Below are 15,619 nucleotides of genomic sequence, written 5' to 3' on the forward strand. Positions count from 1 at the left end.
ATGAAGAAATTCATTATTTTTGCATGCTTGTTAAGTTTTACTTCTTTTTCGGCTTATGCCGAAAAAGAAAAAACTCGAGATCAGCGTGAAATTGAAATGGCGGAGAGTGCTGTATTCTGGGCACTTGTAAGTAAAGATATAGCTGCCGATAATCAAGCAGAATTGGGCTTAATCATACTTGGAATTAAAAATTCTCCCAGCGCATTAAAACACCTAGTGAAGCTTATGAGGTACAGAATTGATGCAGGATTATCAGAAAACTATACGTGCTATACCTTAGACAAAAGTAAGAAGGTACTCACTTACTTAAAAAATGTTAAACCGGATGAGTTGGTGAAACAATGTCAATTGGAATTTGAGATTCATAAACAACATAATCCTCGGCTATTTGAGAAAATTCAACCAAGTGATATTTGCTCTAATCAAACGCAAATAAAAGATCGAACTCAATTTCTTATTGAAGGCATTCTCTCTGAACAGCGTTGTGCGGCTGAGGATTTTTGATTTTTCTGTAGATAACTATGCGAACCTTGAAGCAACCTAGAAAATATAACTTTTTAGTCAGCAAGTAGCCTGGATAAGCTTGCGTCATCCGGGAGTCACCTTGATCCAAACTTTGAAAGCTTGAAAAGTAACCGCACGACTGCGCAATTTGGCGGCACTGGCTATCCGTATGCCGTGGCAACGGATAGTAATCGCCTGCAAAATGTTGCCGGACCGGTTACCAAGACTTACAGCTATGACGCAGCCGGTAATCCGTTGAACGATGACGCCACTACTTTTACCTGGAATGCCGCTGGCAAACTCTCGACAACCGTCAAGAACGCCAAAACGCATAACTATAAATACAACGCACTGAATCAGCGCATCGCCAAGAATGTCCGTTGAGTTCCAAGTTTTTCCTCTTCTCCCATATTCAAAAATCAAGTATGCGAGTATTTTTCCCAACTAATGAAGTAATACTAAACAGAGATAATTGCTTATGCGCAAAAAATTAAAAATAAATCAACTTTTGCTGATTTTTACACTTCAGTTTTGTTTATTCAGTATTGTTCTTGCAAATGATGACAACGAATTGATACGCTTCGAGAGAGAACTGTTCACACCTCAAGCACTGAGCCATTTTGGTATGGGTGTAGATCGTTTCAAATCTCTTACTTCTGTACAAAAACGTGATTTATTGGAAGCAAGACAAATACTTACTTCATTTATTAAGCCTATACAAAACCCTGATGTCGATTTATCGCAATTTTTAGGACAGGAATTTCTTGCTCGGTATAAAACTAGAAATGAATTACTGTCGAAGCTTCTTGATCCAGAAACTGAAATCTTTGTTACCGCTGTTACGGACTTCGAACTTCAACAAAATAATACGCTCAATCTCAAGCATTACGTAATTTTGTTTTCTGAAGGTAATTTGTTAATACGCGAAGATTTAGTGCGTTTTAAGAAATATGAATCAAGTTGGAAAATTGTCAACATTGATGGACTTTAGCCGCGAGTAAACCTCGGAATCTGGCTCCAAGAAAGAATAAGGATAAGTCGCGAATTGAGAATATTGTCGATGAATATATTTTTTGTTTTGTAATCAGAATTCGTGATTCGGTATCTGACATCGACCGGAAATCAGCGTTTGGACTTGCTAATCACGGGCGGCGCTGAAACAACCGGCCACAGTAAGAATTCTCACCATTCCAAAGGACAAGCTTGTGATATCGCAAGTGCAAAGTTTAATCCTGGTTTAACTAATGAGAACGTAGGTACCTGCGCTGTTTCCTGTGGGTTTGGTAGTGGTCAGTATGAAATGTTTCCGAGGTATCCTAATAGAGATCACTGGCATCTTCAGCTAGAGCCCGGAAATGGTGTGCCTAAAATTTTACCAGGTGATCCTATTCCGATCCGGAGATTTCCATGATGTGGCAGCGGGTGATGGCGATTCTAAGTATTTTTGTTCTGAGCTTTGCTAATGCTGAGACAATCGATTCAGGAACGTATTTAACAAAGATTCCGGAAGGCCCTGTAATCATAGAGCGCGAGGATATTTATTGGTCAGTACAATATTGCCCAGATAACACTTGTGATTTATTGCAAATCTCTACAGCTGTCAATGAAAACGATGTCCAGCGGCTAGTACTCGGTTTCTTCGTCTACTTCTCTTCGTACATTTATTTGAACCAATGGCAAGAAGAGACTCGTAGAAATGAAGCGGTTCAGATGGAAATTAAACGACTATCCAATGCCACATGCACAATTCAAAACACAAAACAGCTTGTCGAATGCAGGCTTAGAGAGCTCTCATCTACTCGAAAACTAGAAATCTTCTTCATTCGTTTTGATGAGGGTGAGCGAAAGGTAACACGTTTACACCTATCTGACATTCTTCAGTAAAGGAAGGAACTTTAGCAAAACTTAGAGTTAGGCCCTTAAATTAGCATCCTAAATTGTTCTGAGCCCTTTGTATCTGTGCCTATATCCTGCCCGTGCTTTTGAAGGAATACATGGAGGCAGGTTAATTGTCGTCTAATAGGACAGATCGCGAATTGAGAATGTTGTCGATGAATAGTTTTTTTTGTAATCAAAATTCGTGGTTCGGTACCTGACCTAGTTGTGGTGCGTTCGATACCTGATCCTATTGTGGTGCGCAAAAAAAATTTTGCAGGACAAGGGTATCATGACTCACAGTATCAAATTTATAGGGCATCTGATTGTCAGTGTTCTGAATAATTTTCATTGAAGTACGGGTATTGAATTATGAAGTGCATCATTATTAGGTTTTTTTTATGTTCAATACTTTTTCTATCTTGTGTAGCAAATGCGATTGAATTGGATGCAAAAAAAGCTATTGTTTATCAGTTATACAAAGACTTTGGTTGGAGCGCCGTTTTTGATGCCTCAGGCGAAGCTAAATATTATCTGGGCAAAACAATTGAGGAACAATCACAGGATGTTCTTAGTAAATATTTTTCTCCTGAATTGGTGATGCTCTTTTTACAGGAAGCTAACTGTAATGTTATTCGCAAAGGTGAATTGTGCAACCTAGAATTTGATCCAATTTTTGCATCACAAGATCCTGCGGCTAGCGAGTTAACCATTAGCTCCGTGGAAAACGATACTGTAACGGTGCAGTTTATTTACCCTTCTAATGGAATGAAGGTCAATCTACTTTATAAGCTTACTAAATTTAAAGAAGATTGGCGAATTAGTGACATTGTTTATCCAGGGAATAACGCTCCATCCTTGAAAGCAATTTTATCCCGTTAACAAACTTTAGGGCCAGATACCGCAATGAATTGAAATTGTCGAATGATTGAGACTTGCATCAAAGGGCTGTTCTGATTTAATAACATCATGAATCAGAAAGCATGGGGAAAGCATGGAAACAGGTCGCGAATTAAGAATGTTGTCGATGAATATATTTTTTTGCATTGTAATGCAGAATTCGTGATTCGGTACCTGACCCCAACGTTTGTGAGAGCAGTTGCAGCTAATGGTTTTACTTATAGAAAAACAAAAGTTTCCCTAATATACATCATTGTATTGATTAAGTTAGGATACTCACATATCACTCCGGTTGAAGTTATTACATTCATGTACACCCAAAAACACTCTTAAGGTGCGCCGTCTTGTAAGACAGTGATAGATTATTCTCAGAAATGAAATTGAGCTACCATATCGGGATGAAATATGTTTGTGAAGATTTTTGTGATCGTCTCATTGATTATTTTGGGCTTGATCGGCTGCGCAACCAATGGCTCTTATAACCAGTCAGAAAAAAATAACGAATGTGCTTTAGCCGGAAGAGCGTTTATGTATTCCTGCATCAGTCGAAGATAACCCTAAGCGCTACTTTTATGAGCACAAATGTAGACAGGTCTCACGAATCCTAGCAAGTAGCCCGGATAAGTTCGCGTTATCCGGGAATTGACTTGATCCAAACCTTGAAAGCTTGATGTAGGAGAAATGGGCAGAAGCGTGGGGACAGGTCGCGGATTGAGAATATAGCCGATGGATAAGTATGGCTCATGTTTTATGATCTTGTTTTGTACATTGCCTATTCTGGATTGGTGATTCTGTACCTTACCCCGTTGTGTGCTGCCTACAATCATGATATTTTCTCTACCTATTCCCAGCCCTAAGCTCGAAGGGGCTGCCGAAAAGTTTTGCAATTCCTCAACCTCACTTTAGGTCTCATCACAGCATGACCGAAGCGATTCGGATCTTCCTAGATAGCAGCGACTACTCAATGCTGTCTGACCCCAACAAGCAAACTCCAGCACTTGCTGATACATTGCAGGAGTTGTTTGATCTGAGAGACTCGGGCCGGATTCGCTTTTACTACACCGGAACAATCTTGAGTGAGATGGCGCCACTTGATCCTGCATATGCATTCGCGGCAGAACAACGTACAGATATGCTGGTACGCCTCTGCGGCACCAATGCGCTTGCTTGGCATAGCACGATACTTGCAAGCGAACTCGCCTCAGCCTATGAGGTAGAAGGCCCTGTATTTTCGGCACATTCTGACACCGGGAATTGGTATCCATTGGAGGTTTTCCGACTACTGCCCAACGATCAACTTGACATCTGTAAGACGATCATAGATGTGCTTAGTGGTCCAGGAGTCAGCCGCGCCGAACGAAGGAAAGCTCAGAAACAGCTCCTAAAACGTGGCCAGCCTAGACCAGCTGTCAGAGCTGCACTTGGCGAAGACCCGGAAAATCAGTCTATTGATAAGCTCATGGCCCATTTTCCAATGCGTCCTGAAGATGCCCGAACACTCATGCGCTTCTACACAGGCCACGCAACCGCTGACGAGGCAACCTTAGCGTTCCGCGCAAGTCTTGGTGATCCCCGATGGATGATTCAGTGGTTCAGGCAACATCATACAGAACTCAACGAGTTTGTTACCCTGTTACGTAAACCAGCTGCCACCGTTGTTGAGGCAATTCTATCAGCCTTCGAGAAAGCGAAGGAGATTCGTGACTTGGATCATACTTTTGGTTCGGGCTTTGCTGATAGCATCATTACCAATAAAAAATGGATCGAGCTCCAAGACTCGTTTCTCAGCAACGTAGCTGCCCAGTTGGCCGAATCAGCGTTGAACATTCAGCCTCAACCTCTTAGTCCAGCAATTCTTGAACTTCGATGTCCTGGCTTGACCGTCGCGGTTAGATCACTTTTCTCAGCTTGGTGGACCACAACGACAAAGATGCCGAGAGCACCGCAACCCAACGACTTCGCCGATGCTATGCACGCCATTTATGCACCTTACGTTCACGTCTTCCGTGCGGATTCGTTCATGGCCCCACACATCCAGAAACACGCTGCTCGCTATGGTGTAAGAGTCGTCTCGAAGCTTCAAGGAATAGGCGAAGCAATTGATGCCGCAATTGCTAGCAAGAAATGAGATCTAATTTCTTACAATGGTTTTACTTATAAAAAAACAAAAGTTTCCCTAATATACATCATTGTATTGATTAAGTTAGGATACTCACATGTCACTCCGGTTGAGTTATTACAATCATGTACACCCAAATACACTCTTAAAGTGTGCCGCCTTGTGAGACAGTGATAGATTATTTTCAGAAACGATATCGAGCTACCTTATTGGGATGAAAAATGTTTGTGAAAATTTTTGTGATCGTATCATTGATTATTTGGAGCTTGATCGGCTGCGCAACTAATGGTTCTTCTAACCAGTCAGAACAAAATAGCGAATGTGCTTTAGCAGGAAAAGCGTTCATGTACTCCTGCATCAGTGGAAGATAACCCTAAGCGCTACTTTTTTTGAGCACAAATGTGGGCAGGTCTCACAAATCCTCGATATACGACTGCGCTCCCGATTTTTCGGTTAAATCGTTTTGAGTCCAGGTTTTGCAAGCATGGAGACAGGTCGCGAATTGAGAATGTTGTCGATGAATAGATTTTTTGTTTTGTAATCAAAATTCGTAGTTCGGTATCCGACCCCGTTGTGGTGTTGTGGAATTCTTCTTGACTGTAAAAGTGACATCAATATATTAATCAGGGTTAAGAATAAATTACTTATAGAGAAAAGATTAACCACAGATGTCCACAGATCCAGCGTGAAGAAATCTGACATCGATACGTGTGCCATGGTTTGGTTCACTGCGAATAGCAAATTCACCACCCGCTGCAATTACCCGCTCACGCATCCCCAACACCCCTATTCCATCGGTTTGCTGATTGAGATTGTAACCTTTGCCGTTATCCTCCACATTCAGGGACAGGATATCGATTGAAGTCTCGTCTTGTTCACGACTCAACCGTATTTTCACCTGGGAAGCTTCAGCGTACTTGGAAATATTGTTGAGCGATTCCTGGATAATGCGGTATATGGTGATATTAATCCTCTCGGAGAGGTTCTCAAGATCTCCTTCTAACACCATTTTGAAACTGATTTCGGGACGGTGTGAGCACCATTCTTTTTTCAATTCGCGCAGACTATCTTTGAGCCCAAGTGTATCCAATAGCGGAGGACGCAGTTGATTTTGCAGATCATGGATCACAGTATGCATTTTGTCGACGCAAGCGCTGACCCCCTGGGCGCAGGTTTTGATTCCGGAATACGCACCAACGTCACTAGTAATCAGATTGAGTTCGACAGAAATGGCGGTCAACCACTGCCCCAGCTCGTCGTGTAACTCTCGCGCAATGTAACGGCGTTCTTCCTCCTGTACCATAAACATGCTCTGGGTTAGTTGCCGGTTCTCTCTCAACAACTCGTCAATTTGACGAGTTTTATTTTTAAGTTGAGAGATGTCAGTCATGACAGTGCGAATAACACTCGCGTCACTTTCAGTTGATGATTCTAATCGAATAAAGCGCTCTTTATTGTCACGATCATGAATTCGCAATTCGGTAATAATTTTATTAGGATTACTAAGCATGTCTCCTAGATGCTGAAAAAATAGCGAGGCATCTCTTTCGACAACATGTACCAAAAATGATTGACCAATAATGGATGCGCGCTCCATCCGAAGCATGGAAATGCCGGTCTTATTAATATCCAGCAGATTCCCAGATTTATCCATGGTAAAGTAACCTACAGGCGCATAGTCATAGAGTGCAGCGTAGCGATCGCTTGTTTCCTTCAATTGCTGCCAGGTTTCCTTAAGTTTACGATTCTGCATCTTGAGTTCACTATGAATGCTATTCAAGCTACTAGTCATGTCATTAAAATTAGTACCCAAATCTGCAAATTCGTCTTTTGTCTCAATGCTGACTTTAGTGTCTAGTTTTCCTGCTTTGACTGCTTCAAATGCAGAATGCAATTGCATAATGGGAGAAAGGATGAAACTTCTGGTGAAATAAAAGATGAATAATGAGATAAATGAAATTCCAAGCAGCATTATGAATTGAGAAAATTGCAATAACCTTGCTAAATAAATACTTCTTGTTTCTAACGCCCTCACAAAATTTTCAATATCGTCAATAAAACTTTTTATTTCTATGGATTCGTAATGTAGATATATTTTTTTGGACCATTTTTCTTTGATACGCTGAAAGTCATTCTCAATTTTAAGAAATTGTATGCGCTGCATTTTATCCCACTGAACAAAAAGAGGCCTTTCCCGACTTCCCACGCGCAAGAGATTAAGATTTTTCTCAAATTTAGTAATCGCTGAGCTAAAATTGCTCAGGTCTTCCCCCTTATGTGCCAAATAAATCTTGTAGGTCAACTTTCGGAGTCTTCCAGCTTCATTAATAGCGGCAGCTGTGCCAGTTAAGCTCTTGCTGATAACAAAAGTAAAAGCAACAGAGAGGAATGCTATAAGAAAAATTATGGTTCCTATAAGAAATAATTTATTTTTTAAACCGAAATTTCTATCTGTCATCATTGATATTATAGAGGCGACTTTTTTGGATTAAACAGAATTTCCCATTTCTGGGCCTTAACTAATTCTAATGCATGAAGTACGGGATAAGTATTTCATAGAAAAAAACAAACTCGCACTATTGGTGTTCCCTCACCACCAACAAAACGGGTTTACGATACCCGCTTGATGCTCAGTGATGAGTTTTGGTCGAAGCTAAAGAAGATTCTGCTTCAAGAAACCATTTATAACAAGCACAATTTGCGCATGACGGTAGAAGGTGTTTTGCATCGAATGAAGAAAGTATGGGGACAGGTCCCGAATTGGGAGTATTGTCGATGAATATATTATTGTTTTGTAATCTGAATCGTGATTCGGTACCTGATCCTAACGGATTCCGATGTTAAGACTAGAAGACTTGGCAGAAGAACGTGCATTGCATGAATTACTATTTCACAATCACTGGAATTATTATAGAGTCGGCCATTAAACAGTTCTATTTTTCATAGCAGAGAAGGCCGTAATACGGAGATTCTAGTAAATCTTTTTAATGGCTGGATCAATAAAGCGGCTTAAAAATCTAAGGAAACTGCTTATTGTATTTTCTATTCTCCCCTCCTATCATCACAGACGAGATCAATAATTAAAATTATATTCATCTCATGTGATTTAAGTACTGAATAACCAAATTTTGGAGGTTATTATGCGACGAATCTATTTTCTTGCCCCTGATATTGCCGTAACTAAGCGCGTAGTTGATGACTTAATACTGGCAAGAATCGATGAAAAACATATCCACGTAATTGCAAAACGCAACACACCATTAGAAGATCTTCCGGAAGCTACTCTTTTACAAAAGAGTGATTTTGTTCCTGCAGTTGAACAAGGATTGGCAGTTGGAGGATCAACCGGCATGCTTGCAGGCTTAATTGCGATTATGCTGCCGCCCGCCTCAACAGTGATTGCTGGGGGCATTTTGCTTGCAACCACTGTTGTAGGTGCAAGTGTTGGTGCATGGGTAAGCGGCATGGTAGGAATGAGTATTGGGAACAGAAGGATTAAAGAATTTGAGGACGCAGTAGAAGCGGGTAAATTTCTAGTCCTTGTCGATGCTCCGACGAGCCGCCTTAAGGAAATTGAGGAACGTATCAAACAACATATTCCTCAAGCTGAGATAGAAGGCACTGAACCAAGAATACCTGCATTTCCTTAAGGGAAAATTTTGAATCTTCTTCTGAGTGGGAAATTGCAATAATTCTGAGCGCAATGTATTAAATTGCAATTTTCCACACTTCATGTTTTTAGGAAACTGTCATGAATCATCTACCTGAAAGAAATCTTTTCCCCGAGCCACAATATAAAGTTTATGTAAGCTACCATCACTCCATTGAAGATCAGGAATATCGCAATCATTTCGAAGAAATCCTTTTAGCCAACCAAGATGTCTTAATTATGAAATCAGTTCAGATTGGAAACATAGATACTAATCTTGACTCGGAGATGCTACAGCAAAAAATAAGGGATATGTATCTAAAAGATTCAACGGTTACGATCGTACTCATAGGCTCTGAGACGTGGAAACGAAAGCATGTGGACTGGGAAATTGGGGCAAGTGTCAGAAAGACACAAGTCAATCCGGGATCGGGGTTGCTCGGGATAATCCTTCCCACATACCCTCGGAACGACATAACCAAATACGATCAATATACTATTCCGCCAAGGTTGTATGACAACATTAAATGCGGCTTCGCCAGCATTTACGATTGGGATACTGATCCGTTTATCGTTCAGAAATGGATCCATGATGCTTCTGAGAGAAGGAATAAACTCGACCCAGACAATTCACGCCCAAGTTTCGTGGAAAATTTATTCGGGAATGCGTGGCATGAATCTGGAGTCTAGCGCATATTACCTCTGCAACCATTTATTCACACCACTCTATATTATAATTAAGCAGTCAAGACTGCCGTTGCAGATTCTTAAATAGTCACAAAATTTGTTACTTGGAAAACGGAGTTTTTCGCATATTTTGCAGTTGCACTGCTTTGCTTGAAGCGAAATGATTCATTACCAGTTTAATGATATGTTGTGATACCAAATGCCAGAATTATCGATTGCAATGGCCAGATGAATTTTGCCGGTAGCGACGATGAATCTTGCTTATCGATAAATATTTATGATAAAACATCCGTCATATCATTGCCTACATAACCACGGCAATTACCTCGATCAGCTTTTTAGTGCATTTATACATAGCAATCTGAAATCAAGCACATACCATTAAAGCTTTTCATTGCCGGTTGCAGCTCATTTAGCACTGCCTGCGCTTGATCTTCATTGCAAGCGAGAATTATTACAGCATTCTCATCGGCGATGAGAACATCATCTGGATTTCGTTTACCTTGTGAACCAAGGCCGCCTGCATTTTTGATAACTGTATATCCGCGCAACCCGGATCTTTCTAATAATTCAATTAGCTGATCGAGATATCCTGCTCCGATAACAATTTCGAATCTTTTCATTAAGATTGCATTATTCATTTATTTTTCCAAAAAAAACCAGATAACCATTAAATAAAATTACGAGATACTTTCTCGTATAATCACCGACAGTCTCGCTGATATCAAAAACCTCATGTGCTTTTATGATAATCCTCTTCAGTTATAAACAAACGCTGCCATCTTAGTTCAGTTAACATTAGGTGTATATTAAGGAAACCATGGTTTTTTCCTAAAGAAAACCATTAGATAACACTTATTTACCGGACAAATCAGATCAGCAATGATGTGCATGATGGTGTACATAACCAGGATCAGCTAATTTGATTCCATAAATCCTTTAAGTACGACAGCATGATTAATATCCTCACTTTTGGCTGCATAGACCAAAGCTACATGCTTATGTTTGGTTAATAAGTTTGAAAGAATTGCTACAGCAGGATTTTGTGCAAGCTCCTCGACATAACGAGTACTAAATTCTAGGAATCTTTCTGAGTCATGCGCAAACCACTTACGTAATTCTGAAGAAGGAGCAATCTCTTTTAACCACAAATCAATCGCTGCCTGTTCTTTCGTCAATCCTCTAGGCCACAATCTATCCACCAAGATCCTGTATTCATCTTTTGCAGCTTTTTCATATACGCGTTTAATTTTAATTGCGCTCATGGTTTTTGTTGAATTTGATCGGGCAGCAATTTCAAAACTGTATCAGTGCTCAAATATTCACTGATTTGATTCGGGGCAGTCTGTTTGCTCCGGAGCCGGGTGCGGGTGCGGGTGCGGCCGTGGCATATGTCCGGTTCTGAGAGGATTCGTACAGGGCAATATGGTCGTTGTACTCGCATAATACCCATGCCCTGCCAAAAAAGATGCTTCATTTGTTTAATTCTCCTTTATGTTTGTATTGTTTTCCGCAGCTACATATTTTTATTCAAATGCCCCACCGATGCATTTGCTTTCTTGCAACGATTTGCTTGATTACAAAAATGGTGGGGCACGATCCCTATCCGGTTTAGCCTGAGTTGTTATTCCGCACTACTTGATAACAACAAAGACTATTTTCCTCTATCTTAACAACCTGTTGTATGCCTTACTGGCTTCATACTGCATTATCAGTAAATGCCGTTATAACTGCCGCTTAAGAGAATTAAAGAGAACGTGACAGTATAAAAAATAGTAATTGCATAAACCTCAAATAACTGAGGTTTTTTTAATAAATCTTTGATCCTCATAAGTCTTACTCCTTTCAATCGTTTGTATTATTTCCCCCTAACCGCATATTTTTGTTCAAATGCCCCCGTTGCTCATTTTTTGTTCCCTTGCAATGATTTGCTTGATTACAAACACGGGGGCACGATCCATATCCGGTTTAACCCGAGCTGTTATTCCGCACTACTTGGGAACGATTAAGGCTATTTGTTTCTAGCTTTGCAACCTGGTTTATGCCTTGCAGGCCCCATACTGCATTATCATTAGACGGTGCTATAACCGCCGCCAAATAAAACGTAATGGTATAAAGGATGGTAATTGCATAAACTACAAATAACTGAGGTGATTTTAATAACTCTTTGGTTTCCATAAGTTCTACTCCTTGTAGTACATTTGTTGATTATTTATGCAAGCAGTAAAGAATGTGCGTCTGACTTGTAAAAATAACCCTATTAATAATACGTTCTCTCAGGTTGACAATAAAACTCTTAATTAATCAACCGGAAGTACATCACCTTAAGTGGGCAAGAACGCGCTAATTAAGGCTCGTATAAATATTAGTCGTTTAATTACAGTAATAACCATAATTTCTTTACGGCATATCATATAAATATCTCACCTTGGAAGAGATAATATAGCGAGAATACGCTAGAGAGAAGTACCAAGAAATGAAACATTTTGTTTCCAAATTGGATACAATGACATTATGCAAGATCTTAACCTTTTCATCATTTTTGCACGAGTCGTGGAGGCAGGTAGTTTTGCGGAAGCGGCGCGTCGTATGGATATTTCTCGTGCAGCGGTCAGTAAAGCTGTCGCCAAACTTGAGAAGGATCTTAGTACACGATTACTTCTACGCAGCACTCGACATCTTAGTTTGACTGAGACAGGTATCGCGCTTTCAGAGCATGTGGCACGTATACTGACAGAAGCTGAACATGCCGAACAAGTAGTCAATAGCCTTCATGCTGAGCCGCGCGGAACACTGAAAGTGAGTGTACCGAGTTCTTTTGGCACGCGCCACGTCGCTCCCGCACTCCCTTGTTTTCTTTCTCGTTACCCTAAAATAAAAGTTGATTTGACCATTACCGATCGTCCAGGCGACTTGATCGAAGAGGGATATGATGTACAAATTCGTGTGACAAACGAGCCTGATCCCAATTTAGTAGCTCGTAAGATTGCACCTGTGCGCCGCATATTGTGTGCAACCCCGCAGTACTTCCAACAATGGGGTGTGCCACAAACACCAGAAGATCTGGTGAAACATAACTGTCTCGATTGCGCGCTCTCAGCCGAACAAAGCTACTGGCGCTTCATCGGGCCGGAGGGAAAGATCAAAGTTCCAGTATCAGGAACCTTACGTATCAACGATAATGATGCGCTTGCTCAGGCAGCTCTTCATGGATTAGGAATCGCTTTGTTGCCCACTTATACTATTGGCATGGAATTACAAAAAGGTCGGCTACAGGCGGCGCTTCCGGAATACCTGTCGGTAGAACGTCATATTTATGCCTGTTATCTCCCAAGTCGGCATTTGCCGAAAAAGATAAGCTCTTTTATTAATTTCTTGTCAGAACACGTCGGAGATAAGCCTTACTGGGATCAATCTTTGAAATAGGCCAAGCTTTAGATTTAATGCTTTTATGAAAAGTAATTAGCTATTGACCGATACCCCTATTCGATCCGCAATACCATTTACTACATTGAAAAGTTTCCAAACCATTACCCTCTGACTGATTTTATGCAATGTATTCTTCAACAATCCATATGTCAGATTTCCAGTAAGAAACTAAAAATGCTCTGTTTATCAAAAAAAGTAACCATAGTCATATTACCAAGCTGAATGTTTCTTAATAGTTTTCCTTAGTAAAGAACAATAGTTTCCCCAATATACATGACTCTATTGACTCAGATAGTATGCCTCCATATCGTTCTACCTGGAGTTACAATCATGAGCATAAAACTGAGAAAATATCTTGTAGTTTTACCTTTGCTTTCTCTATTGGTCGCGTGTGCACAACTGGGTCAACTAGAAGCACAAATTGATGATGATAGAAAGCTGGCACAGAATGCAAAAACTTATAGCGATCATGATAAGTTGGCTAATTACTATGACGACGTAGCCAAAGAAATGGCGGCAAAAGCAGCAGAAAAAAAGAAAGCCTTGCAGCACTATGAAGATAAAAGCCAATACTATGGGCGAGGAGGGCAGGATTTCCAATCACATGCCACGGCCAATTTACGTTATTACGAACAAGCTTTACAAGAAGCACAAAAACAGGCTCATTTTCATCGAAAGATAGCAGCAGAATTGTTGCAACGCGAATATGCCAAGCCAGCAGAAATTCCCGGTCAACAAGACAACCTTACGATCAAGACTAAGAAAAATTTGAACTCAAACAACTTGTGAAACACCTATAAATCCAATAAAGATAAAGATCTTGGTTTTATTAGGTACTAAGAATTCAGTAAGAATTATTTGATTCCCGACACCACCTCTTCAAAGCGCCCTCGGTTTCCTGACCCTGGGCGTTGTGTTTTTCCTGCAGTGGCTTTTACATCAAAAGCATTCGTAGACCGTACAAGTTAGTTGCTTCATTTTATCTAAATAATCATAAATCCTTCTACAAAGCGGAATGCGATTCTAGTGGTTTCTCTTAATAAAGAATAATGGTTTTCCCGGTATGCGCCATTGACTTGACTGAGCTAAGGTACGACCCACTTTGAAAAGAGAATTTAAAAAAATGAATCGTACAGCAGAAAAAAATAATCAAACGCTATACATTTGGATAGGGATTTTGTTTTCGGTTCTATTGAATTTGAGTAATGCACATGCGAATCGCATGACCAACCTGTTCAAGGAAAGTGGTTTGGAATTGGGTGGCTGGATCAACGGTGGCGCAACCTACAATGCTAATAATCCATCGGATGGCTTCAATGGTGCCGTTACGTTTGCGGATCGCGCCAACCGATTTCAGTTAAATCAGCTCAATCTTTTTTTACAGCGTAACGTGGAATCAGAAGGCAAAAAATGGGATATTGGCGGTCGCTTCGATTTTTTATTCGGAACAGATGCTATCTATACACAGGCTTTTGGTATATCAGCCTTCGATGAAAATACCGGTGAACCATCGAACAGGGGTAGCTGGGATCTCAATTTGTGTTGTAAATCGACCCGTACTTATGGAATCGCACTTCCTCAAGCTTACCTTGAAACTTACCTGCCGATCGGGAAGGGCCTCAATATTAAAGCCGGTCATTTTTATTCACCGCTTGGTTATGAAACTGTCCCTGCTCCCGATAACTTCTTCTACACCCGTGCTTATATTCTTAACAGCGGCGAACCGTTCACTCATACAGGTTTCTTAGGTAGTTATACAATCAATCAAAATTGGGCGATTCAAGCTGGCACAACCACGGGCAGCGCGACCGGTGGCTGGGATGGCGGTTTTGATAAACAATTAGATAACTGGGGAGGATTAGCCAATATCCGCTGGAACAGTAATGATCAAAAAACCTCGGTAGCACTGGGTGGAACGTACGGACAAACAGCAGTCAATGAACCCTGGATAATGTACAACACTGTCCTGCAGCATTGGATCACACCCAAGACTCACTTGGTCTTACACCATACCCATGGCTGGGCAAGTAACATCAATCTACCCGGAGGAATTCAAAATGCCGCATGGTATAGCATCAACACACACCTGACATATGATCTTTTCCGTGATTTATCCATAGGCATACGTGCTGAACGATTTCATGACCGGAATGGCTGGCGTGTTTTCTCACCTTACCGGATACTTTCCGCTCTGAATAACAAAGGAGTTAGCTATGCAGGCAACAAACCATTTATTAGTGCACCTGCAGATTATTACTCTGTCACACTAGGCATGAACTGGAAGCCAGCTAAGCGACTGAAAATTAACTGGAAACCGATGCGAAATATCAGTATCCGTAAAAATATCCGCTATGACAGGGCAGATGGCATCGATATGGCATTCCGCCCGTTTGATGGCAGGAAGGATCAATTTTTGTTCTCGCTGGACGCTACGATTCCCTTCTAATTCAAATCAA

General features: G+C 40.8%; 16 protein-coding genes and 1 pseudogene. 12 read left to right on the forward strand and 5 right to left on the reverse strand.

The window, feature by feature from the left end:
- The 6 genes from NIT79A3_RS18030 (at position 1) to NIT79A3_RS16430 (ending at position 5,407) form a co-directional block, all read left to right on the forward strand.
- Positions 1-504, forward strand: coding sequence for an Imm57 family immunity protein (locus NIT79A3_RS18030; RefSeq protein WP_013967260.1), 504 nt, complete (start codon positions 1-3; stop codon positions 502-504).
- Between the two features lie 120 nt (positions 505-624).
- A complete protein-coding gene (locus NIT79A3_RS16400; protein ID WP_041360391.1) occupies positions 625-888 on the forward strand; it encodes a hypothetical protein in 264 nt (87 codons plus the stop codon).
- Between the two features lie 94 nt (positions 889-982).
- On the forward strand, positions 983-1,495 hold the full coding sequence (locus NIT79A3_RS16405; protein ID WP_013967261.1) for a hypothetical protein: 513 nt from the start codon (positions 983-985) through the stop codon (positions 1,493-1,495).
- 416 nt (positions 1,496-1,911) lie between these two features.
- Positions 1,912-2,388 (forward strand): hypothetical protein, encoded by a 477-nt coding sequence (locus NIT79A3_RS16415; protein ID WP_013967263.1) that lies wholly within the window; start codon positions 1,912-1,914, stop codon positions 2,386-2,388.
- Positions 2,389-2,823: 435 nt separating this feature from the next.
- Positions 2,824-3,261, forward strand: coding sequence for a hypothetical protein (locus tag NIT79A3_RS16420; RefSeq protein ID WP_083817976.1), 438 nt, complete (start codon positions 2,824-2,826; stop codon positions 3,259-3,261).
- Between the two features lie 937 nt (positions 3,262-4,198).
- Positions 4,199-5,407, forward strand: coding sequence for a hypothetical protein (locus NIT79A3_RS16430; protein ID WP_013967266.1), 1,209 nt, complete (start codon positions 4,199-4,201; stop codon positions 5,405-5,407).
- A 649-nt stretch (positions 5,408-6,056) separates the two neighbouring features.
- Here NIT79A3_RS16430 and NIT79A3_RS18035 read toward each other — a convergent pair.
- Positions 6,057-7,859 carry a type IV pili methyl-accepting chemotaxis transducer N-terminal domain-containing protein gene (locus tag NIT79A3_RS18035; RefSeq protein WP_013967267.1) on the reverse strand — a complete coding sequence of 601 codons (1,803 nt, stop codon included), beginning with the start codon at positions 7,857-7,859 and terminating at the stop codon, positions 6,057-6,059.
- A 165-nt stretch (positions 7,860-8,024) separates the two neighbouring features.
- Here NIT79A3_RS18035 and NIT79A3_RS19630 point away from each other — a divergent pair.
- From NIT79A3_RS19630 to NIT79A3_RS16445, 3 genes and pseudogenes are all read left to right on the forward strand, one after another.
- A pseudogene (locus NIT79A3_RS19630) lies at positions 8,025-8,135 on the forward strand (IS5/IS1182 family transposase); the annotation flags it as partial.
- Positions 8,136-8,538: 403 nt separating this feature from the next.
- Positions 8,539-9,048, forward strand: a complete 510-nt coding sequence (locus tag NIT79A3_RS16440; protein ID WP_013967268.1) for a DUF1269 domain-containing protein — start codon at positions 8,539-8,541, stop codon at positions 9,046-9,048.
- Positions 9,049-9,149: 101 nt separating this feature from the next.
- A complete protein-coding gene (locus tag NIT79A3_RS16445; protein ID WP_013967269.1) occupies positions 9,150-9,737 on the forward strand; it encodes a TIR domain-containing protein in 588 nt (195 codons plus the stop codon).
- Positions 9,738-10,081: 344 nt separating this feature from the next.
- Here the strand turns inward: NIT79A3_RS16445 and NIT79A3_RS16450 are convergent, their stop codons facing one another.
- The 4 genes from NIT79A3_RS16450 to NIT79A3_RS16465 form a co-directional block, all read right to left on the reverse strand.
- Positions 10,082-10,375, reverse strand: coding sequence for a DUF190 domain-containing protein (locus NIT79A3_RS16450; RefSeq protein WP_013967270.1), 294 nt, complete (start codon positions 10,373-10,375; stop codon positions 10,082-10,084).
- 276 nt (positions 10,376-10,651) lie between these two features.
- Complete coding sequence (locus NIT79A3_RS16455; protein ID WP_013967271.1) at positions 10,652-10,999, reverse strand: DUF488 domain-containing protein; 348 nt, start codon at positions 10,997-10,999, stop codon at positions 10,652-10,654.
- Complete coding sequence (locus tag NIT79A3_RS19635) at positions 10,996-11,211, reverse strand: hypothetical protein (protein WP_013967272.1); 216 nt, start codon at positions 11,209-11,211, stop codon at positions 10,996-10,998. The genes NIT79A3_RS16455 and NIT79A3_RS19635 overlap by 4 nt, the downstream gene beginning before the upstream one ends.
- A gap of 491 nt (positions 11,212-11,702) precedes the next feature.
- Positions 11,703-11,912: a hypothetical protein gene (locus NIT79A3_RS16465; protein ID WP_013967274.1), complete on the reverse strand. Its 210-nt coding sequence runs from the start codon at positions 11,910-11,912 to the stop codon at positions 11,703-11,705.
- A gap of 336 nt (positions 11,913-12,248) precedes the next feature.
- Here NIT79A3_RS16465 and NIT79A3_RS16470 point away from each other — a divergent pair, with 336 nt between their 5' ends.
- From NIT79A3_RS16470 to NIT79A3_RS16480, 3 genes are all read left to right on the forward strand, one after another.
- Positions 12,249-13,160: a LysR family transcriptional regulator gene (locus tag NIT79A3_RS16470; RefSeq protein WP_013967275.1), complete on the forward strand. Its 912-nt coding sequence runs from the start codon at positions 12,249-12,251 to the stop codon at positions 13,158-13,160.
- 333 nt (positions 13,161-13,493) lie between these two features.
- Positions 13,494-13,952: a hypothetical protein gene (locus NIT79A3_RS16475; RefSeq protein ID WP_013967276.1), complete on the forward strand. Its 459-nt coding sequence runs from the start codon at positions 13,494-13,496 to the stop codon at positions 13,950-13,952.
- Between the two features lie 334 nt (positions 13,953-14,286).
- On the forward strand, positions 14,287-15,609 hold the full coding sequence (locus NIT79A3_RS16480) for a porin (protein ID WP_013967277.1): 1,323 nt from the start codon (positions 14,287-14,289) through the stop codon (positions 15,607-15,609).
- Positions 15,610-15,619 lie beyond the last annotated feature (10 nt).

This window comes from Nitrosomonas sp. Is79A3 (assembly GCF_000219585.1).
Lineage (GTDB): Bacteria > Pseudomonadota > Gammaproteobacteria > Burkholderiales > Nitrosomonadaceae > Nitrosomonas.

Bases quoted from the DNA above. Each gene is read 5' to 3' on its own strand.
- NIT79A3_RS18030 (WP_013967260.1), top strand. From the start codon at position 1: ATGAAGAAATTCATTATTTTTGCATGCTTGTTAAGTTTTACTTCTTTT.
- NIT79A3_RS16405 (WP_013967261.1), top strand. From the start codon at position 983: ATGCGCAAAAAATTAAAAATAAATCAACTTTTGCTGATTTTTACACTT.
- NIT79A3_RS16415 (WP_013967263.1), top strand. From the start codon at position 1,912: ATGATGTGGCAGCGGGTGATGGCGATTCTAAGTATTTTTGTTCTGAGC.
- NIT79A3_RS16430 (WP_013967266.1), top strand. From the start codon at position 4,199: ATGACCGAAGCGATTCGGATCTTCCTAGATAGCAGCGACTACTCAATG.
- NIT79A3_RS18035 (WP_013967267.1), bottom strand. From the start codon at position 7,859: ATGATGACAGATAGAAATTTCGGTTTAAAAAATAAATTATTTCTTATA.
- NIT79A3_RS16440 (WP_013967268.1), top strand. From the start codon at position 8,539: ATGCGACGAATCTATTTTCTTGCCCCTGATATTGCCGTAACTAAGCGC.
- NIT79A3_RS16445 (WP_013967269.1), top strand. From the start codon at position 9,150: ATGAATCATCTACCTGAAAGAAATCTTTTCCCCGAGCCACAATATAAA.
- NIT79A3_RS16450 (WP_013967270.1), bottom strand. From the start codon at position 10,375: ATGAATAATGCAATCTTAATGAAAAGATTCGAAATTGTTATCGGAGCA.
- NIT79A3_RS16455 (WP_013967271.1), bottom strand. From the start codon at position 10,999: ATGAGCGCAATTAAAATTAAACGCGTATATGAAAAAGCTGCAAAAGAT.
- NIT79A3_RS19635 (WP_013967272.1), bottom strand. From the start codon at position 11,211: ATGAAGCATCTTTTTTGGCAGGGCATGGGTATTATGCGAGTACAACGA.
- NIT79A3_RS16465 (WP_013967274.1), bottom strand. From the start codon at position 11,912: ATGGAAACCAAAGAGTTATTAAAATCACCTCAGTTATTTGTAGTTTAT.
- NIT79A3_RS16470 (WP_013967275.1), top strand. From the start codon at position 12,249: ATGCAAGATCTTAACCTTTTCATCATTTTTGCACGAGTCGTGGAGGCA.
- NIT79A3_RS16475 (WP_013967276.1), top strand. From the start codon at position 13,494: ATGAGCATAAAACTGAGAAAATATCTTGTAGTTTTACCTTTGCTTTCT.
- NIT79A3_RS16480 (WP_013967277.1), top strand. From the start codon at position 14,287: ATGAATCGTACAGCAGAAAAAAATAATCAAACGCTATACATTTGGATA.